Origin of the sequence: Enterobacter sp. KB-280D8, from assembly GCF_041399405.1 — a bacterium.
GTDB classification, from domain to species: domain Bacteria; phylum Pseudomonadota; class Gammaproteobacteria; order Enterobacterales; family Enterobacteriaceae; genus Enterobacter; species Enterobacter cloacae_N.
Map to the genome: position 1 here is coordinate 877913 of NZ_JBGKEC010000001.1, position 20019 is coordinate 897931.

Below are 20019 nucleotides of genomic sequence, written 5' to 3' on the forward strand. Positions count from 1 at the left end.
TCGCATCTTTGACTGAGCGTAATACTACGGATTCACCAGCCAGGTGCCCGGCTTGCCGATATCCAGCGTCTGGCTGCGCGTTCTCCCGTTGCCCTGCAGTTCAATCTTCGCCTCACCGGCTGGCAGCTTGAGCGAGGCATAGCCGTTCGCCGCCGGACGCAGCGCTTTTGGCTCGCCGTTCACTTTCAGGGTTTCGCCGTCGAGAATGCGGATATAGACCAGCGCAACAGGGCTCGCGACAGGCGGTGGCGTTTGTTGCGCTGTCTCCGGCGCAGTCGTCTGCTCGCCAGCCTTCGCGGCTTCTGGCTTCACGTCAGGCGTGTTCGCGGCGGTCTCAGTCGGACGCGTCTCTGCCGGTGCCTGTGCAGCCTGCTCAGGTACATCATTACCGCCGCTGAACAACATCGCTCCGGCGACAACGCCCACCAGCACGCCCGCGGCAACCATGCCCGGGATCTTGTAGCGCCGCCAGTCAAGCGCTGATGCTGGCTTCTCTTCCTCAACCGGAACCAGCATGGTGCCTGTCTTTTTGGCGGTCAGCACATCGTTAATCCCAGCGACCGGCATCTCAATCAGCGCGGCAAATTCGTCGATAGACTGCGGACGATCCTCCATGTGCAGCGCCAGCGCTCGGTCGATGGCCTGCAGCAGCGGGATGGAGTAGCCCTGCGGCATGATTTCCACCAGCGGTTTGCAGGTGTCCTGAATGGAACGCACCACGCTGACCGGAGGCGGAGAACCCACAATCAGGGTACGCAGCACCGCGCCGAGGGCGTAAATATCCGTCCACGGGCCCTGCTCGCTTTCGTTGTCGTCGGTGTACTGCTCAATCGGCGCAAAGCCGGGGCGCAGCATGGTTTCCGTTTCGTCGGAAAGGTTACCGATGGTGCGGCGCGCGGAGCCAAAATCGAGCAGCACCGGCAGGCCGTTATCCTGGATCTGAATGTTATCCAGCGAGATGTCGCGGTGCAGATAGCCTTCGTCGTGGATGGTCTTGATCGCGCCGAACAGCATCGGCAGCGTGCGGCGGATCCAGGCCTCGTTGATCAGCTCCGGTTTTTCTTCGCGCAGGCGCGAAAGCGTGGTGCCGCTGTAAAACAGCGTCCCCATGTAGGCCGTGTCGTTTTGCACCCAGAAACGCAGGACGTGCAGCAGGTTCGGGTGGTTAAAACGCGCCAGCAGACGCGCTTCCTGAATGAAGCTGTTCAGTCCCGCGGAAAACGCTTTGCCAAAGCGTTCGCTGCGCAGCACCAGGGTCATGTCGTCGCCGCGCACGGCGAGCGAGGCAGGCATAAATTCTTTGATAGCGATAGTGCGTTCGAGCTGGTGATCCCACGCGCGATAGACAATGCCAAAACCGCCGCCGCCGATCACCTCTTTGATTTCAAACTCGTTGAAGCGGTACCCGACCGGGAGCGCGTTTGGGACAGTCCGATTGTTATCATTATCCGTCATCTTTTACAGTTCTCTTGATGATTATTACGCGGCAAACTGACAGTGAAACTCGCCCTGCTCGCAGGTGACGTGCAGACGTCGGTACTGCTCGTCGCTGCGGCTGGCGGTAAGTAAGATCTGGCTCATCTGAGGCAGCAAGGTGTTAGTCAGGATAGCATCCACCATGCGGCCGCCGGACTCCACCTCGGTGCAGCGCTGAACAATCTGTTCCACCACGCTGTCGTCAAACTCAGAAATAATGCTGTGATTCTCTTCCAGACGACGCTGAATGCGCTTGAGCTGCAGGCGAACTATCTGCCCGAGCATCTCGTCGCTGAGCGGGTAGTACGGCACCACCAGCAGACGGCCCAGCAGCGCCGGCGGAAATACCTCCAGCAGCGGCTGGCGCAGCGCGCCGCTCAAGGCGTCCGGCTCAGGCATCAGCTCCGGATCGGCGCACATGGCGCTAATCAGCTCGGTGCCCACGTTGGACGTCAGAATAATGATGGTGTTGCGGAAATCAATGTGGCGCCCCTCGCCGTCTTCCATCCAGCCTTTGTCGAAGACCTGGAAGAAAATCTCATGGACGTCCGGGTGCGCTTTTTCAATTTCATCCAGCAGCACCACGCTGTAAGGGCGGCGGCGCACGGCCTCGGTTAACACGCCGCCTTCACCATACCCTACGTACCCCGGAGGCGCACCTTTTAAGGTGGAAACGGTGTGCGCTTCCTGGAACTCGCTCATGTTGATGGTGATAACGTTCTGCTCGCCGCCGTACAGGGATTCCGCCAGCGCCAGCGCGGTTTCGGTTTTCCCGACGCCGGACGGGCCGCACAGCATAAATACGCCCACCGGTTTGTTCGGATCGTCCAGTTTCGCCCGCGAGGTTTTCACGCGGCGGGCAATGAGATCCAGCCCGTGACGCTGGCCGATAACGCGCTGGTTCAGCGTGTCGGCAAGGTTGAGTACCGCGTCGATCTCGTTTTTCACCATCCGGCCCAGCGGGATCCCGGTCCAGTCAGAGACCACCGCAGCGACCACGTTTTCATCTACCGCCGCAAACAGCAGTGGCTCGTCTCCCTGTAAGGTGTTCAGCGCCTGCTGCTGCTCCGCCAGCTGGCTGTGCAGCTCAGCGGTGTCTTCCTCACCCGCTGCGAACAGCGCGGCGCGCAGGCGAATAATCTCCTGCACCAGGCTGCGCTCTTCTTCCCAGCGCTGGGCCAGGGCTTCGCGTTTTGTTTCGTACGCGTCGCGTTCTGCGCGTAACGCCGTGACGCGCTCGGCCTCACCGGCCCCCACGCGCGCTTCGCGTTCTGCGATCTCAATTTCCACGTCAAGCGCAGCAAGGTGGCGCAAGCAGTCTTCCAGCTGCGCAGGCGGCGCGCTCTGGCTGACCGCCACGCGGGCACAGGCGGTGTCGAGCAGCGCAACGGCTTTATCCGGCAACTGGCGCGCCGGGATGTAACGATGGGACAGCTTCACCGCCGCGCTGACCGCTTCGTCGAGCAGCAGGACCTGGTGGTGCGTCTCCAGCGGCGACACGGTGCTGCGCAGCATCAGAATGGCTTTCGCTTCGTCCGGCTCGTGAACCTGAACCGTCTGGAAACGACGGGTCAGCGCCGGGTCTTTCTCGATGTACTTTTTGTATTCCGCCCAGGTGGTGGCGCCGATGGTGCGCAGCTGACCGCGCGCCAGGGCTGGCTTCAGCAGGTTCGCCGCATCGCCGGTTCCCTGCTGGCCGCCTGCGCCAATCAGGGTGTGGATCTCATCGATAAACAGAATGATCGGCGTGGCGCTGGACTGGACTTCGTTAATGAGCGCCTGCAGACGGGCTTCAAACTCACCTTTCATGCCCGCGCCGGCCTGCAACATGCCGATATCCAGCAGCCACAGCTGAATATTTTGCAGCGGCTCCGGGACGTCGCCGTCGGCGATACGCAACGCCAGCCCTTCCACCACCGCCGTTTTCCCAACCCCGGCTTCCCCGGTCAGCAGCGGGTTGTTCTGGCGGCGACGCATCAGGATATCGACCATCTGGCGGATCTCCTCGTCGCGCCCGACAACCGGGTCAATCTTCCCGTCGCGTGCGCGGGCGGTCAGGTCCTGGCCGTACTGGGCCAGCGTACCCTGAGCCGCCGGGACCGCACCCGCGGGCGCGTCGACGGCGGCAGCGGCCTGCTGCGTCTCTTTGCTGTTGGCGCAGATGGCGTCGAACTGCTCAATCAGCACCTCAACGTTAAGGCGGGTGAACTGCGCCGAAATGCTTTTCAGCACGTTGGCCAGATTCCAGGTTTTGAGGATGCCGATCAGCAAATGGCCGCCGCGAATGCGGCTGACGCCGAACTTCAGCGAGCCGAAGACCCAGGCGCGCTCCACGGCGCTGTCAATATGTTCAGAGAGATCGGAAACGGAACTTGCGCCGCGCGGCAGAGCGTCCAGCGCTGCAACGATATCGCGCGCCAGCTGCTGTTCATCAAGGGCAAAATGGCGGATGACCTGCTGCAGATCGCCATCCTGCTGCTGCATCAGCTGATGCAGCCAGTGCACCAGCTCAACGTAGGGGTTGCCGCGCAGCTTGCAGAAGGCAGTCGCGCTTTCCAGAGAGGTAAATAACAGCGTATCCAGTTTGCCGAAAAGCACGGCACGGCTAATTTCTGACATGTTAGTTTCCATTAACAATGATTCGGTATACGGAAGGATTACCGCTCTGCGCGATACACCAGATCGCCACGCGGGACAGGCTGCGGCTGCAGGCCCAGCCAGGTGTTATAGCCTAATCGCCCATTGCTGCCGAGCGTGGTGCCCTGCACCGCGTCTTCACGCAGGATCACCCGCGTTTCCCATTCAAATTCAATCCCGGCGTACTGGCGCACCCAGTCGCGCAGCTCGGTGACCCACGCTTCACCCGGCAGAAAGCGGTTGTACTCCTCCGCGCTCAGCGGGCCAATCTCAATGCGAAACTTATGCTGCACGTCGCGGACGGCCACGCCAAGAAAGGCGGATTCACCCATACGCGGCATGCGGCGACCTTCCCCCAGCTGCGCCTGCTCGCGCGTGGAAAGCGGCATCCACTGCGGCACGTTGCTGACCAGTTTGACTGGCGCTTTAAAGTAGCTGCGCAGGATCTTCTCCAGCCCCTCCGGATCCCGCCCGTGACGGGTCAGGTGTCCGGCGTGGGTAAAGCGGGCATGAGAGCTCAGGCTGCCTTTGTTCATCTGCCCCGGCTGCCCCATGCCAATCAGCGACGCCAGGTAGCCCTCAAAGCGCCTGTTATCGGCGCGATCCAGAGAGACAGCCGGTTGCGCATCCGCCCACGCGCGGTAAAACAGCAGCGCCAGACGATGATGAAACAGATCGGCAAACGCGCTGAGGCTGGTGTCCTGATGATGATGAATACGCTCGCGGGCGTATTCGGTCATATGGACCGGCAGCGGACCGTTCGGGCCAAACAGGCCGAAGCTTAAAATTGATACTTCATGAATCCCGCTTTCCTCACGCAGGCCGACCTGAGCCAGCGTCGACGGCGCAAAGCTCATCGACGGTTGCTGGCCAATGCGCAGCGGCTCAAACTTCGGCAGCGGCGCGCGTCCCAGCGGGTAGCGCTCGCCGCCCTGGGCATCAATGCGCCTTAACAGCTGAAACAGATCGTAGCGCCAGGGCGCCTCACGGACCCCGTGCCAGAACGCATCCGGCAGCTTCGTCAGGCGATGTACGCGCAGCGGTGCAGTAGCGGCGTCACTCATACCAGCGCCCTTTTACCCATGCGAGGCGCCCAGTAGCCAATCTCGCCGCGCTGCTGGCTCTTCAGGGTGAACTCGGTGAAGCTGTTGATAGAGACCAGACGGGCAAAGAGGCGCTCCATCACGCTGCCGAAAAGCCACGGGCTGGCGCCGGAAAACGCCCGCTCGTCTACGGTCAGGCTGATGCCAATTCCACGGGCGAAAACGACCGGGCCGGGTTCAGGCACGCGGCGGTGAACCGGCTCCAGCACGCAGTGGCGAACGCCCTCTACCTGACGCGCCACCGGCGTCTCGGCCAGGTTGGCGTACAGCCCTAACAGCTGGCGCAGTGCGGCTGCTCCCTCTTCATTCTCGCTGTCCATCAGGCTGAGGTAGTTCATCTGCAGCTGGCTGATGAGCCGCCAGGTGCTGAACCCTTCAGCCAGCGCCGGACGCGGTGGCGTCGGCCCTTTACGCAGAGTGAGTGATTTCACCGGCATAGAGTCGGCCATAATGAACTGCCCGAGCTCCTGCTGCAGCATCAGCGGCAGGTCGCGGCTGGTGCAGAGCACCTCGGCAGAGATATAGCGCAGGTTTTCCTGCCACGGCGCATGCTGCTCGTCCACCAGCGAAACAAACACCTCTGAACCGATATAGCCGGTACGGGTGCCGTAGCGCAGGGCATGTTCAGAGAGCACGCGCTGTTCCCGGCGCAGGGAAAAATAGGCCCCGTAGTTGCCCGCGTCGCCGCTCCAGGTGCTCCAGAATGGACGAAACGTCTGGTCGTCGCGCTGACCATCGGCGCTGCCAAAAATTTTATTTACGGCGTAAATTTCATAATCCAGCGGCCGGATGTTATCGACCACCAGATGGTATTCATGCTGCCCTTCATTCAGCTTCTGCCGGGCCGCCACTTTCGGGAACAGGTTGATGACCGGCGTACAGTGCAGCGCCAGATGGCTGGCGTCTACCACGCGCTCCAGCTGCTCATCCGACTTATCCAGCAGAATAAAAATGTCGAAGGCTTTTTCACCCTCACAGCGCTGGATCAGCGTGCTCAGACCGCTCAGGCTGATGAAGCGGAAGCGGGCCGGAAACGCAAAATACTCCTGCAGCAGACGGTAGCCGTCAAAGTTGCGCAGATCGTCCGGAAGGAGCGCCTGGTCAGACTCAAAGCCCTCCTGGCGAAGCGCGTCCGACGCCAGCAGCTGTCGCTGCGGCTGCGGGCTGACCGTCTGGCAGACGATCCCGGCGTGATGCTCCATGACCAGCTCCAGCAGCTTCAGCGCCTCATTGTCCGGGCCGCTCAGGAAAAACTCCAGCCGGTCGAAATCCAGGTGCCCGAGGTTTTGCGGGCCATCGCAGGCAATGCGGATCCGCAGGGCGCTGTTGATCCCCCGCTGGCTCAACCCCAGCTGCGCGAGCGGCAGATCGGCGGGCACGCCGCCCAGCTCGATCTTGTCGATTTTCAGCGGCAGCAGGTTGACCTCGTGCGCCGTGGTATAGCTGCAGGTCACGCCTGTTTTTTTCAGCGCCAGGCTGTCCATCATGGTACCGCGCGGCACAATGAAGCCCTTGCTCAGGTCGCCCCGGCTGCTGTCGGGCTCAATCTCCGCGATCGCCATCGACGGCGTGGGTGCGAGGTAGTTCGGCGCGATCATCTCCAGCAGACGCTGGGAGAAGCGCGGAAACTCCGCGTCCATTTTCATCTGCACGCGGGAGGTCAGGAAGGCGAAGCCCTCCATCAGACGCTCGGTATACGGATCCGCCACGTCGATGCCGCGCATGCCCAGCCGTCCGGCGACTTTTGGGTAACGTTCGGCAAACTCGGCCCCCATTTCGCGCAGGTAGGCCAGTTCGCGGTTGTAGTATTCGAGCAGTTTACTTTCCATGATTACCCCGCGTCTTTCAGTTCAAAATGGCCGTTTTCCAGATCGACATCGGTGCGAAACAGAAACTCCAGCGGGTACGGCACGCACCATAAACGCCCTTTGATCTCGATGGAGAGCACGTTGTGCAGATCCAGCGAGGAGGTATCCGACACGCAGCGGACCTGCAGCCCCTGCGGCAAAATGCGCGGTTCAAAATTGATGATGGCCTCGGTAAGCTTGCGCTGAATATCGTGCCATTCGATATCCGACATTCTTTTCCCGGCGAGCGGTGCGACGCCAAAGTTAATCACCGAGCGGCTCACGTGCGGCAAGGCGCTCAAATCGCCGGAAGCATCGTGGTTGATGGTGTTAAACAACCACTGCAGATCCCGCAGCACGTTGCGGCGCAGGGCGGCGTGGGTGATCAGATTGCTGTTGGCCGGTTCGCGTTTTTTTTCCGGGTCGTTATCGGTGAGACGATCCAGCAGCGAGGGCTGCATTTTGTCGCGCGCCCCCACCTTCTCCTGCCTGCTGCGGGCTTGCCAGCCGCTGCGCAGCAGATCGCCTTCGCCAGCAGGATTACTCATCGGCTCCATCCGTCGCAAACGTCACGAGGCTTAACGACAGCAGCGGGCTTTCGCTTTGCTCGCTGAGCCAGGCTTTCTGGCCCATCCCTTCGTAGAGGGTGCCGTCTTCGTCGAGAGGCCGCCATTCAGTAGTACGGCCCAGTTTGACCGCATCAGTGGCATCGGCAGCAAAAGGATAACGCGCCGGGATCTGACACACCTGCTCCGTACCGTCGGTCAGGCGCACCAGCGCATGACGCCAGACAAGATCGGTCACGCTGGCAGGCGCCTGGAAACGGATCTCCGCGATAGCGCTAAACGGCAGCCAGAAATAACGGCCGTTCACGATGGTTTCGCAGACCGGGCCGAGGCGGGCGTCGCCATCCATCAGCCACTCGAACGCCTGCGTCTCCTCGTTTTCGAGGATAATCTGGCCGGCGGCAGCCTCAGCCCGATCGAGGGCCTCCAGACGCAGCGCCCGGGCGCGCTCGCCCTCCTCGCTAAGCGCCATAGCCAGGGTGGTCAGCCAAGTCCACTGGGTTTCAGGCATGGCCGGACGCGCCTGCCCCGCCATCACCTGCGCGCGCTGCAGCTCGCCCTGAATGGATTGCTCCAGCAGCGTGACGGTCGGCTTCGCCTGCGGCTTCAGCGCCAGCCAGCTTTTCAGCTGGGTCAGCGCACGCGTCCAGTTGCCGCTGAGGGTTAAAAACTGCACGAACGCGGCGCGGAGGTCGGCATCTGCCGGACGGGCTTTGATCTCTGCTTCGAGGCGCGCCAGCGCGTCGTTGAGCGTTTCACCCGCCAGGTGTTGATAGAGCGTATTCATAGCCATTCCTTAATTCGCCGCGCGCCAGGCGCCCACTGCCGGATCGCGCAGCTGAGGGCGCAGGGTATCAATCAGAACGATATTCAGCGGCGTGCCCGGTGCGACCCAGGCGCTCCAGGTTTTCTTCACCGCCGCAATACGCGCCTGCAGCTTTGCATCGTCGCTGGCGATCTCACGGGAAATCTCCACCGCCACCGTGCCGTTGCTCTTCCAGCTGTTCAGGGCGCTATCGTAAGGCAGGATCATCCAGCTCTGATCGCTGTTCGGGGTGCTGAATACCATGCGCTCTTTGTTAACGGAGGTGATCAGCGCGTTTTCCGGATCGGCGCTCTGATTCAGCCCCATCACCGGGAAGCCGTGAATGTACGTCACCGCCATCTCTTTCTGTCCGCCGTTGCGGGACTGAGAGACAACGGTGTGACCACTCAGCCAGCTGCCGTTACCGCAGCGGGTGGTGTCAGAATCCGGGATAAAGAGCGCCGGTGCGGACGCGCCCCCTTCCCAGAAGGTGCGCAGGTGGCAGCCGTCCTGCAGGGTAAATTCCTGCCACGGCGTGCGGTCCGCGGCAACCGTATGGGCAGCAACGTTCTGATCCGGTGGCAGTAACGCGCCGCTGGACGTGGCCGTGGTGACGGCAGGCGCAGCCTGCTGCTGTTTCACCACCAGCGCCCACTCCTGCGCTTTGGCGGCCGAACCCTGCGCCAGCGTCGTCCCCTCCGGATCGTTGAGCGTCCAGTTCAGCTTATTCACTTTGCTGCACTGGTGCTCCAGCAGCGAGCCAAGGCGCGGCACAAAGTTTTCCAGCACCGAGACGTCTTTCTTGCCGTTCGCCACGATACGCAGCGCCACCTCAGGCTTACACCAGCTCTGCGGCGTGTTGTCTTTGATGTTGTCGATCCAGATATCCAGCTTCTGCGCAGGAGACTGCACGATGCGGAAATTCTCAGCCTGCGCGGTGGAGGTCACCGCCAGAAGTGCCAAACCCGATAGCCAAAGTTTCATATCGTTCCTTGTGTGTCTAATCAGTTCCGCAGGGAAGAAATTGTGCTGCGTCAGAGAGGGTGTGCAGCAAAGTAGTGTCCTGAGGATTGCCCATCCATACCGCCAGGGCAGTATAGTTATCCTGAGCATTCCCTTCCTGTTCGCCATTCTTTTGAATGATTTGGTTCATTAAGGTCAGCCACTCCTGCGGCGTATTGACCATGTGCAGCGACTGCTTCATTTGCTCTTCACTGACGCCGTGCCAGAACCCGTCGGTGCAGAGTAAAAAGGCATCGCCGTCTTCCACCTGCACCACGTCGCTGTAGCTCGCCTCCGGCCCGCCGTTTTCAATCCCCAGCGCCAGATAAAGCAGGTTGCTGTTGAGATCGTCCGTCTGATGCCCGGCATCCTTCATCTGCTGCACCAGGCTGTGGTCGGTGGTCACGTGCCACAGCCATCCCCGGCGAAACAGGTACAGGCGGCTATCGCCGGCATGCGCCCAGTACGCCAGCCCGTAGTCCCGGTCAATGAACAGGCTGACCAGCGTCGTGCCCATCCGGCGATAGTCCTGAACGGCCTGCTGTTCGCTCAGAATGGTGCGGTTCGCCGTCTGTACGTAATCTCGGATATGCTGCGCGTTCAGGTGCTTGTCGCCATCGAAGCGGGAGATAATGCTGTTGCGGGCCAGTTCCGCGGCGACCTCACCGCCCGGCAGCCCCGCGATGCCGTCACAGACGACAAAGCAGGCCGAGCGTTCCCCTATGGTTTCTCCCGTCTGATCCTGGTTGCTGGCGCGCGTCCCCTGGCGGGAGAGAGAAGCGGTTGCGATATTCATTTGTCTTCCGATCCGCTCTGTGAGTCTTTGTACTGATTCACCTCCATGTCATACGCATGAAGGAAGGCTTCGCCGAACAGGGTGTGGAAGTCATCCTCGATCTCGCCCGCCGTCTCGCCATAGCTGCGAACAAAATAGTCCCACAGGGCGGCTTTGCGGCTGCCCGGCAGCGCCAGGCGAGAGGTCATGCCGTTCTGCTTCGCCTGCTCCTCCAGCTGTTCCGGGTTAAAGGACTGCAGCATCGCAGCGATGATGGCGCGAATACCGGAGATCATCCCCAGCTGGTGCGCCTGAAGGTCGATCAGCGCGTCGCGCACGGATTTGGTCGGCGGCATAAAGCCCGGCATCGGCGTGCCAAACATCTGGATCAGTACGGTTTTTCCGGTCGGCAACAGCTTGAACGGGTTGTTGGCATCGTCCAGCACCATGGTCATATCGGCTTTCACGCCGCGCTTGAGGATAGAGCGCGAGGAGAGCAGCGCCACGGTGCCCTGCGAGAACATGCCCAGAATCTGCCCCAGCTGACGCATATTTTCACGGTCAAACTGCGGAACGGGCTGCATTTCGCTCAGGCCCATGCCTTCGAGCAGCGCCTGCAGCAGTTCGCCCTGCAGCACTTCGCCCTTCTCGCCGTTATTCGCGGTGGCGGTTGGGGTTGCCGCGTTGTTGACCGGGTCGATGCGCAGACGCCCCTTCGGTGCCTGAGCGCTGCTGCGCGCAACGGCCTGCGGTGTTGGCATGGTGAAGCCCGCGTAATCCGGCCGCGCCGGCTCTTCTTCACGCGCTGTTTCCTGCGGCTCAGGAGCGAACAGCGGAGATTCTGCCAGCACATCCTCTTCCTGCTCTGATTCAGGCGCTGGTGCTGGCTTGTCGTCAGCAATGTCATCCGGATGGGTTAACGGCGCCCCGCCCATCAGCCCGAGCGGGTCATCATTGCGCGCGGCTGGCGCGCTGGCCTTTCCACCAAACAGCGCCAGCGGGTCGAGCTCGTCCGACGCTTCTTCTTTAGCGGTGGGTTGCCCCTCAACCGGCGGCACCAGCGTGGAAGGCGTCACGTCGTCAAAAATGCTCTCTTTTTTGAACAGCGCTTCGTCGCTGAACAGCGTGTCCGGGTCGACGTTCTTACGCTCAAGCGATGGATCGCTGTCGTTGAACATCGCGAGCGGATCTTCGGCATTACGCTCCGGGGCCGCAGGCTGAGAGAACGGATCATGCGATGTCGCAGGCTGAGGTTTTGCGCGGTTGCTGGAGATGCTGTCGGAGATGGAGAACTCCTGCATCAGGCTGTCCCAGATTTCCGACGGCACGGCGGTCGGTTCCGATTTACCGCGTGGCGCAGGGTTAGCAGGCTTCGCTTGCGCTGCGGGTGCAGTTGGCGCGGCTGTCGGACGTGGCGGCTGCTGCATGCTTGCCGCCATACGGCTTACCGGCTGCGTATCGTGGATAAGCTCAGTAACTTCAATGCGGTAGTCATCAATACCGAGAATGTCGCCATCCTGGAGTTCAACCTGACGCCCCCGCTCCAGCGGAATGTCATTTAATACCACGCGGGTGACACTGCCACGGTTGGTGACGCGGCATTCGCCCTGGGCATCAACGTGGACAATGGCCTGCAGACGCGAGATGGTGCGGTCATTGTCCGGCAATACCAGATTGTTATCCGTACCGCGCCCAATGGTGCCGCCCGGGGCGTAAAAATCACAGCTGCTCTGCGGCGGCTGATGACCGGGTTTCGTAGAAATAATCGTGAATCGCATGGCGTATTCCTGCTGGTATGATTAGCGCTCAAACGCTGCCGCTCTCGGGGCGAGAACGGCGGCGTTTGAGAAAGTGAATATCAAAAACTATTTAATGAAGGTTATAAAATATAATCCAACAATGAGCCATAGAGTGAATATTAACGCCTGTAATTTATAACGACGATGTAACTTTAGTATCCAGCCAATTCTTTCTTCCGGTAACGATTGTACGTATTTATAAGCCTCTTCCTGAACAAGCCTTTCACGAGTGAACTTCATTTTTACGCCTTTATAAAGGCGAACAAACCAGATTATTTTTTGATAATTTGCCAACGAACCAAAAAAAGAAGCGTAGTCGGTAACAAGATCCAGGTCATATCCTTTTCGCCGGTAGTCAGAAAGTAACTGATTATAATCAGCCTCGTGTTTTTTGAAGTAACGAGAACTGAATAGATCCATAACTATCACAATCAGCAATAAAGCCACGATAAGGAATAATAGTAAATTTTCAATATTCACCATATTTTATCCATCATATACTCAGTCGCTCCGCCCGCTATCTCGCCACCAACGTATCCACCTGCTGCCGCCCCGACAATGGAACAGGCGAGCAAACCTACACCACCCGTCGCGACACCAAGCGCAACGCATACACCGGCACCTGCCATGGCCCCGTATTTGCCACCGTAAATCCCTCCTGCAAGACTTGCACCAAAGCTGCTGTATTTTTTCACAGCAACTTTAGTACAACTTTGCTCTCGTCCCGTGGTACATGCATTGTAAACTTCATTGGTTGTATTTGCACCGGCAAAACCTATTGCAAGCCATCCCCCGGCTTTAAGAAAACGAGCGGCTTTAGAGGCATTATCGACATAAGTTGAATAACCACGAATAGAAGCGACACCCGCTGTGCTCCATTCATGTACAATTGATCTGCTTGACAACCCTAATGCATGCTTCAGTTCGTTATAGGGTTTCATCTTTAACGTCAGCCTGGACAATTTATTTAATAAACCATCCAACTCAGAAAAGAGGCGCTGACGCTCAACAAAAAACTGCTGGCTTATCAATGTCCCTTGTGCCCTGTACTGATTCTGGTATGCCAACTCAATGGATTTAAGTTTTTTTTCTATTTCACTGAAATATTTTTCACCTGCGTCAGCAACAACTCCAAGGGACTTATCCATAAAATTAGTGACTGCGGCTATGGTACTAAAATGGTGATTAAAAAAATTCGCTTCTCCAGAGTTAAGATCGGCCAGAGCACCATTGACTTTATTTTTTGCAAGCTGTAACTGCTTAAGTTGCACAGCATTATTACTTCCCGGCGCATCAAGAATCAACATCTGTCCAGGTTTTGACCACTGCATATCACTATTAACCTGCATGAAATAACGTGCAGCATCACTGTTTGGATTGTTGAATAAGAGCCTTGCCTGGAAATCCAGAGTTCCGGGTTGCTGAACAATGCAATATCCCGGATTAACTAATGATTGACCAGCCATATTCATTCCCTCTGATTTTCACCGAAACGCTTACAAATAAGCACAAACATTTAAATAAAAATGAAGTTAAGCAGCACCCAAATGTTGACGCTTTTCTAAAAAAAGAGCCAACATTTGGAAACTCTTCTATTCTATTTTAGTCAGCGATAGTTCACCTTTAGCATTCGCACTGAGCACAAAGCGAGTCGCGTACCTAAGAGCGGCATTATGATTTCTCAACTTTAATACCACATCATACTTTCCTGGCTGCCAGTCAACGTTATCCCAGCGAAGACAATCCTCAGACTTTAGAATGCGGCTGGAATGAAAAATTTGTGGGGAATATATAGCTTCCCATTCATTACCTACCTGTCGAGATATTGAAGGTTCGTAAACTAAAACAGTTTCACCTGGCCTCGTGTCATCCAAAAATCCAAAACAGGGGGCATTTTTTTCCAGCTTAACAGTTAAACTTTGAAACTGAGCAGGATGGGATATGCATGCGCTACATGATAATACAATGGATATAACAGTTAACGCTCTTTCCACCGCTATTATACACCGAGTAGTGAACCAATCGTAATGACCGGGGAAAAAACCCCGGCCACATACGCAATTATGCTTCTTTGTTTTCTTTGATATTCCAGCCAGCGCTGCTTTCAGCACCTTTACCACCAGACGTGGTCTGCTCCCAGTACTGCTGTTTCACTTTCGCAGCCTGGAATGCGTAGGTCACACCAACGGTATCGCCGTTGTCTGCACCAGTGTACTGAACGGAAGTCACCAGCACATCTTCCAGCGTAATGCGGGAATATTCCACCTGCTGGCCACCCGCTTTACATACGGACAGCTCAACTTTGGTCAGGTGTTTACCGCTGGCGCAGTGTTTCAGGATAGCGGTGGTGGATTTGTCGATCAGCGCGTTAACGTGCAGGTCGTTAAAGTTGACTTTACCGGCACCGCCGCCACCGCCAACGCTCATATTACCAGGCTGGGAAGCGCCCCAGGAGAAGGAGGTAATATCAGTCCAGCCGGTGTGGTTAGAATCTTTAGATTCGCCCGTAACACCCTCGACCTTCAGAAACATATCAATAGCCATAATATCTACTCTTCGTGGATGAACAATATTGCTTTCGAAAAAGCACTTATATGGCAAACAGGAAAGCATGGGGCTGAATAAAACCGTCCATATTTTACCTCTGCCTCACATCAAATGACCCGTGTCATTTGACAGTCTTACATTCCCTCTGAATGAACGGAAAGAATGTGAAGTCTTTTACTATTGTGGATTATCCTGAATCCAGGTGCGGTCAGGATTTCCGATGATTAATTGAGGAACAAGTTTATTAAGTTCGTCACTATGATAAAGACGTAGACAGTTTAAGGTTACGCCTTTTACATCGGGTTTTCGCTCCGAATGAAAACCATTAATTTGATTTTTATATTTTCCAATGAGGGCATCCACTTTATCAGTGCCATTTTCGGCATCAAAAGGTATCCACTCAATGAAAGCACTCGCACTGCGGGCCGCATCAGCAGAAAACTGGCTGCCTTTATCGGCCACCTGCGCAAGGCAACGCGCCAGAACTAAATCTTTTACTCCCTGCCGGTATGTTTGCTGCTGGTAAAAATCAAATTGAGTGTTATCGCCAAGAGCCGAAAATGTTAAAAATGCGAGCAGAATAAATGCTCTCTTCAAATTCATTAGTGATATTACTTTAATTCCCAAAACCAGATTTCCTTACAGTAAGGAAAACAATCGGAGTTACATATAAACGAATTATTACTTAGGGGCTCGATGAGGTCGATATGACCTCCACCGTAACCATCTATTTTATTAAAGAAAACTACACCTTTTCTGCCGAGCATTGACCGTGCACCAGCCTGACGATCGGTATAGATTTCTGCTTTCCCAAAAACGTGAGATTTAAAGAGCTGATCGGCGAGCAATTTTGCACCCGGCTCAATTGTTTTTCCCTTATAGGGCCCTGACTTGATGGGGAGACGCCCAGTAAATTCAACATTACATTTCAACAAAGCCAAACTCATCCTGACCGCACACGTATTTTCGTATGCAGGTTGCTGTTTGATAATCGTTGAATAGTCGTAGCCAATTTCTGCGAAAAGCTGTTCGCCAGAGGTAAAGCCCGCACGAACTTGATTTGAAGAGTAATGTTGACGTTTCAGCTGTTCGTATAATGGTCTCATTTATTACTCTCCTTTTTTGCAAGGGCGTAATTCTTTCATGCCATCGGTGATAATTTTCGACGCGCGCTCTTCTTTTTGCTCTGCAGTCAATTTAGCGAAACGCGGGTAAAGAAACTCATGAAGGGTATTGGGTAAAAAAGGCTTTCCTTTGCACCAGACGGTTCCCTCGGAGGCATCCACAACCCCCAGAAGATACATATTTGCCTTAATGCGTTCACGTTCATTGGTTTTTGAAAGCCAGGCATTAGCAAACCGCTCTGCGGTAAGGTTTAAATCATACCCGGTTAATAGAGCCGGATCGCGCAGCATGTTTGATGTGTCATCCTGCGGCAATGCTTCCGCTTGAGGATAGGTATATTTTTCTGTTTGCGCACTTGCCAGTACTGAAACTGCCAGCAAACTGGTAGCGATTAATAGATTTTTTATCACCGGATATCCTTATTCACTGACAATTATTAACTGAAATATGGCTTTTGGCTAACCGGCCCCATCGGGCCGGTAACCATCATCACGCGTCTTTCGTCTTCAGCGACGGCAGCTTAGATACCAGACGCAGAGAAACGGTCAGACCTTCCAGCTGGTAGTGCGGACGCAGGAAGAACTTCGCGGCGTAGTAGCCTGGGTTGTCTTCAATCTCCTGCACCTGCACTTCCGCAGCCGCCAGCGGCTTGCGTGACTTGGTCTCCTGGGAGGAGTTAGCCGGGTCACCGTCGACATAGTTCATCACCCAGTCGTTCAGCCAGCGCTCCATCTCTTCGCGCTCGCGGAAGGAGCCGATTTTGTCGCGCACGATGCACTTGAGGTAGTGGGCAAAGCGGCAGCAGGCAAACAGGTACGGCAGACGAGACGCCAGGCGCGCGTTGGCGGTGGCATCCGGGTCGTGGTACTCGGCCGGTTTCTGCAGAGACTGCGCGCCGATGAAGGCGGCAAAGTCGGAGTTTTTACGGTGAACCAGCGGCATAAAGCCGTTTTTCGCCAGCTCGGCTTCACGACGGTCGCTGATGGCAATCTCGGTCGGGCACTTCATGTCCACGCCGCCGTCATCGCTCGGGAAGGTGTGGCACGGCAGGTTTTCCACCGCCCCGCCGGACTCCACGCCACGAATCGAGGTGCACCAGCCGTACTCTTTGAAGGAGCGGTTGATGTTAGCCGCCATCGCATAGGCGGCGTTCGCCCAGGAGTAGCTGTTGTGGTTCGCGCCGTCGGTTTGCTCTTCAAAGTCAAAGCTGTCGACCGGGTTGGTGCGAATGCCGTACGGCAGGCGCGACAGGAAGCGCGGCATCACCAGGCCCAGATAGCGGGCATCTTCGGATTCACGCAGTGAACGCCAGGCCGCGTATTCGGTGTTCTGGAAGATCTTGGTCAGGTCGCGCGGGTTAGCCAGCTCCTGCCAGGACTCCATCTGCATCACACCCGGTGCAGTACCGGTGATAAACGGACAGTGCGCCGCAGAGCCGATGCGCGCCATTTCGCCCAGCAGCTCCACGTCCTGCGGGCTGTGGTCGAAGTAGTAGTCGCCCACGATGCAGCCAAACGGCTCACCGCCGAACTGACCGTACTCCTGCTCGTAGATTTTCTTGAAGATCGGGCTCTGGTCCCAGCCCACGCCCTTGAAGCGCTTCAGGGTGCGGCCCAGCTCCTGCTTGGAGATGCTCATAAAGCGGATCTTCAGCATCTCGTCAGTTTCAGTGTTGTTCACCAGATAGCTCAGGCCGCGCCAGGCGCTCTCCAGCTTCTGAAACTCTTCGTGGTGAATAATCTGGTTCACCTGCTGCGACAGCTGCTCGTCGATACCGGCAATCAGGTTCTGAATGGTGCGATAGGTGTCGTTCGAGAAGGTAACGGTATTTTCCAGCGCCTGCTGCGCCAGGGTTTTGACCGCGCTTTCTACGGCGGAACGGGCCTGATCGGTTTTCGGGCGGAACTCTTTGTTCAGCAGCGCGCTGAACTCATCCTGGCTGAACGCCTGACCCGCCTGCTGCTCGTGTTGTTGAGTCTGGTTGCTCATCGATTATTCCTCGCTACCTTTCGCGCTTTCGTCATTTTTCGGCAACTGGCTCAGGGATTTGAGCAGCGTCGGATCCTGCAGAATTTTAGCGATCAGCTCTTCCGCACCGTTTTTGCCGTCCATATAGGTCAGCAGGTTAGAGAGCTGGGTACGCGCTTCCAGCAGCTTGTTCAGCGGCTCAACCTTGCGGGCCACCGCATCCGGCAGGAAGTCGTCCATGCTGTCGAAGGTCAGATCCACGTTGAGCTTACCTTCGCCAGTCAGGGTGTTATCCACCTGGAACGCCACGCGCGGCTTCAGCGCCTTCATGCGTTCGTCAAAGTTGTCGATGTCGATTTCGAGGAATTTACGCTCGTCGACGGCCGGCAGATTTTCAACCGGTTTGCCGACCAGATCGGCCATGACGCCCATCACAAACGGCAGCTGAATCTTACGTTCTGCACCGTAGATCTCTACGTCGTACTCGATCTGCACGCGGGGGGCACGGTTACGTGCGATGAATTTCTGCCCACTGTTACTCATTGCCATGATGTTCTCCATCAAAGATGCGCGGTGAAGGTGAAACGGCAGGCTCCATGCCTGTCGTCATAATGCCTGGACGCGTTATTCGCGGCGTCCAAAGATGTTTTCCAGTTGGTTAACGCCGTCTGGCGCCAGGTCGCGAATAATGTCCATGAAGTTAAGTTCTGACAGCCGCTGCACCCGTTCAATCATCAGCGGTGCGGGGTGGCTCGGTTCGTACTGCGCAAAATACTGCTTCGCTTTTTCCAGCATCAGCTGCGCGTCGGCGCGGCTGGTGACCTGCACGCTGCGCCAGTCGGTCACCTGCTGAATCGGCTGCGTTACCGCCGATTGCTGTTCAGCCTGTGGCTCTGCCTGCGCTTCACGGTTCGGCAGCAGCTTGCTGATGTCGGTCACCTGACACGCGCTGGCGACCAGCCCCACGGTTTTCAGCAACTGCTCCATCTCCGGCAGGCCGCTTTCACCGAGATGCCCGGTGAGCAGCTCACGGATGGCAAGCAGCCGTTCGTTAATGACGATAACCGCTGCGGTTCCCGGCTGGTCGCCGCGGGCCAGCTCGTCAATCAGCCGCGGACGGCCGCCGGGATAGTCCGGACATTCCGTCTTGCTGCCGTCCAGCAGCGCCTGGGCGTCACGCAGCGAAATTTCATCGCCGTTAGAACGCAGCAGCGAGGCGTTGCGTACCGCGACGGTGAGGTCGGATTTATCGCCCAGCCCGGCCAGGGCGTTAATGCGGTAGAACGGGTCGGTTTCGCCATACTCTTCCAGCAGCGGGTAGAGCGGCTCCCAGTAGCGCGCGATCGCCTCCTGCACCAGCATTAATCCGTCCGCGTAGCCCGCAAGCCCGCGGCGGCGGGTCCAGGCATGGGTTAACGCCAGCATCACGCGAAGATCTTTGGTGCGGGTCAGCAGGCTGGTGGCGAATTTTTCAACCGTGTTCCAGTCAGCAGGCTCTGCCGGGATAATGGTGTCGCCAAACTGCTGTTCCGCTTTCCCAAGACTTGCCTGATTCATGATCTGGAAGTCGGCGTCGTACTCCAGGTTTTCGCCGCAGGGCTTTTCGGGGCTTATTGGCGCGAGAAATTCTTCGATATTCATGAGATCCCTGCTTATTCAAACATGGGCGGATAGAGACCGTGACGGCCCGGACGGGCGCCTCCTGCCGGGTCGAACAGCAGGGTGAAAAGCTGCCCGGTAAAGTTACCGCTGTGAACGTGGGTGTAGAGCGGGTAACCGTCGCAGCGGTTGGTCCACCAGTAGCTGGTCTGACGCAGCGGGTCAAAACACTCTGCCGCCTGCGGCCAGCCCAGCGTGCTCTGGCCGTCCTCGTCATAGCCAATCACATCAAGGATGTCGGAACGCTTTTGCGGCTCGACGGGCTGCGGCGCCGGAATGGACATCAGCATCTCATCCAGCTGCGAGGCGGAAAAACTGTTGCGCACCGCGTGCAGCCCCAGACGACCAATCTGCTGATACCAGCTCTCCGCCTGGCTGAGCAGGCTGGTCGACCACTCTGACGGGGCAAAGCTCAGCTGAATGCAAACCGGGTACTGTCGGCCAACGCTGTCGCGGCCGGGCAGCAGGCAGCCCATCTGGATCATCTGGCTGCCCAGCATCGGCGGGACGACGAAATTCCAGACCGGTGCTTTGGTGAACTGGCGTTCGCCACCGCGCTGCTCTTCCTGCTGCCAGGCGAGCAGGCCAACCTGAAACCAGTGCGACCACTGGCGTTGTAAGGTGTCAGGAAAGCGACGCTGCAGGAAATCTCCGGCGCTGGGTAATTTGCCATACCAGCTGTAGCGGTTCATCGCAGGGGTATTCGTCAT

Annotated in this window: 19 protein-coding genes; all 19 read right to left on the minus strand. The window is 57.3% G+C overall.

Translation table 11 applies throughout. The annotated features are described in order from the left end of the window. Positions 1–24: 24 nt before the first annotated feature. The gene (locus AB8818_RS04185) at positions 25–1455 is read right to left on the minus strand and encodes a serine/threonine-protein kinase (protein WP_192984486.1); all 1431 of its coding nucleotides are present in this window, start codon (positions 1453–1455) and stop codon (positions 25–27) included. A 24-nt stretch (positions 1456–1479) separates the two neighbouring features. Continuing rightward, complete coding sequence (tssH, locus tag AB8818_RS04190) at positions 1480–4095, minus strand: type VI secretion system ATPase TssH (protein ID WP_116339352.1); 2616 nt, start codon at positions 4093–4095, stop codon at positions 1480–1482. 38 nt (positions 4096–4133) lie between these two features. Continuing rightward, on the minus strand, positions 4134–5177 hold the full coding sequence (tssG, locus tag AB8818_RS04195) for a type VI secretion system baseplate subunit TssG (RefSeq protein WP_116339350.1): 1044 nt from the start codon (positions 5175–5177) through the stop codon (positions 4134–4136). Continuing rightward, a complete protein-coding gene (gene tssF / locus AB8818_RS04200; RefSeq protein WP_371199779.1) occupies positions 5174–7045 on the minus strand; it encodes a type VI secretion system baseplate subunit TssF in 1872 nt (623 codons plus the stop codon). The genes tssG and tssF overlap by 4 nt, the downstream gene beginning before the upstream one ends. Before the next feature lie 2 nt (positions 7046–7047). Continuing rightward, a complete protein-coding gene (gene tssE / locus AB8818_RS04205; RefSeq protein WP_116339346.1) occupies positions 7048–7611 on the minus strand; it encodes a type VI secretion system baseplate subunit TssE in 564 nt (187 codons plus the stop codon). Beyond that, the gene (locus AB8818_RS04210) at positions 7604–8416 is read right to left on the minus strand and encodes a type VI secretion system accessory protein TagJ (protein WP_166711492.1); all 813 of its coding nucleotides are present in this window, start codon (positions 8414–8416) and stop codon (positions 7604–7606) included. Before AB8818_RS04210 ends, tssE begins: the two co-directional genes overlap by 8 nt. Positions 8417–8425: 9 nt before the next feature. Continuing rightward, positions 8426–9418, minus strand: coding sequence for a hypothetical protein (locus AB8818_RS04215; protein ID WP_192984491.1), 993 nt, complete (start codon positions 9416–9418; stop codon positions 8426–8428). 16 nt (positions 9419–9434) lie between these two features. Further along, positions 9435–10232: a PP2C family serine/threonine-protein phosphatase gene (locus AB8818_RS04220; protein ID WP_023336024.1), complete on the minus strand. Its 798-nt coding sequence runs from the start codon at positions 10230–10232 to the stop codon at positions 9435–9437. Beyond that, entirely contained in the window at positions 10229–11989 is a 1761-nt protein-coding gene (gene tagH, locus AB8818_RS04225) for a type VI secretion system-associated FHA domain protein TagH (RefSeq protein WP_192984494.1), read from the minus strand. The genes AB8818_RS04220 and tagH overlap by 4 nt, the downstream gene beginning before the upstream one ends. Before the next feature lie 87 nt (positions 11990–12076). Further along, positions 12077–12493 (minus strand): hypothetical protein, encoded by a 417-nt coding sequence (locus tag AB8818_RS04230; protein WP_116339338.1) that lies wholly within the window; start codon positions 12491–12493, stop codon positions 12077–12079. Next, positions 12487–13476, minus strand: a complete 990-nt coding sequence (locus tag AB8818_RS04235; protein WP_192984497.1) for a hypothetical protein — start codon at positions 13474–13476, stop codon at positions 12487–12489. Before AB8818_RS04235 ends, AB8818_RS04230 begins: the two co-directional genes overlap by 7 nt. 595 nt (positions 13477–14071) lie before the next feature. Continuing rightward, on the minus strand, positions 14072–14554 hold the full coding sequence (locus AB8818_RS04240; protein WP_008502640.1) for a type VI secretion system tube protein Hcp: 483 nt from the start codon (positions 14552–14554) through the stop codon (positions 14072–14074). A gap of 180 nt (positions 14555–14734) precedes the next feature. Then, positions 14735–15154, minus strand: a complete 420-nt coding sequence (locus AB8818_RS04245; RefSeq protein ID WP_370552285.1) for a T6SS amidase immunity protein Tai4 family protein — start codon at positions 15152–15154, stop codon at positions 14735–14737. Between the two features lie 14 nt (positions 15155–15168). Continuing rightward, complete coding sequence (locus tag AB8818_RS04250; protein ID WP_116339332.1) at positions 15169–15663, minus strand: T6SS effector amidase Tae4 family protein; 495 nt, start codon at positions 15661–15663, stop codon at positions 15169–15171. A gap of 3 nt (positions 15664–15666) precedes the next feature. Beyond that, positions 15667–16092 carry a Rap1a/Tai family immunity protein gene (locus AB8818_RS04255; protein ID WP_116339330.1) on the minus strand — a complete coding sequence of 142 codons (426 nt, stop codon included), beginning with the start codon at positions 16090–16092 and terminating at the stop codon, positions 15667–15669. Between the two features lie 79 nt (positions 16093–16171). Then, a complete protein-coding gene (tssC, locus tag AB8818_RS04260; protein WP_014884232.1) occupies positions 16172–17671 on the minus strand; it encodes a type VI secretion system contractile sheath large subunit in 1500 nt (499 codons plus the stop codon). Positions 17672–17674: 3 nt separating this feature from the next. Next, complete coding sequence (gene tssB, locus AB8818_RS04265; RefSeq protein ID WP_008502644.1) at positions 17675–18199, minus strand: type VI secretion system contractile sheath small subunit; 525 nt, start codon at positions 18197–18199, stop codon at positions 17675–17677. Positions 18200–18274: 75 nt separating this feature from the next. Next, the gene (gene tssA, locus AB8818_RS04270) at positions 18275–19291 is read right to left on the minus strand and encodes a type VI secretion system protein TssA (RefSeq protein WP_371199780.1); all 1017 of its coding nucleotides are present in this window, start codon (positions 19289–19291) and stop codon (positions 18275–18277) included. 11 nt (positions 19292–19302) lie between these two features. Then, complete coding sequence (tagF, locus tag AB8818_RS04275; protein ID WP_116339326.1) at positions 19303–20019, minus strand: type VI secretion system-associated protein TagF; 717 nt, start codon at positions 20017–20019, stop codon at positions 19303–19305.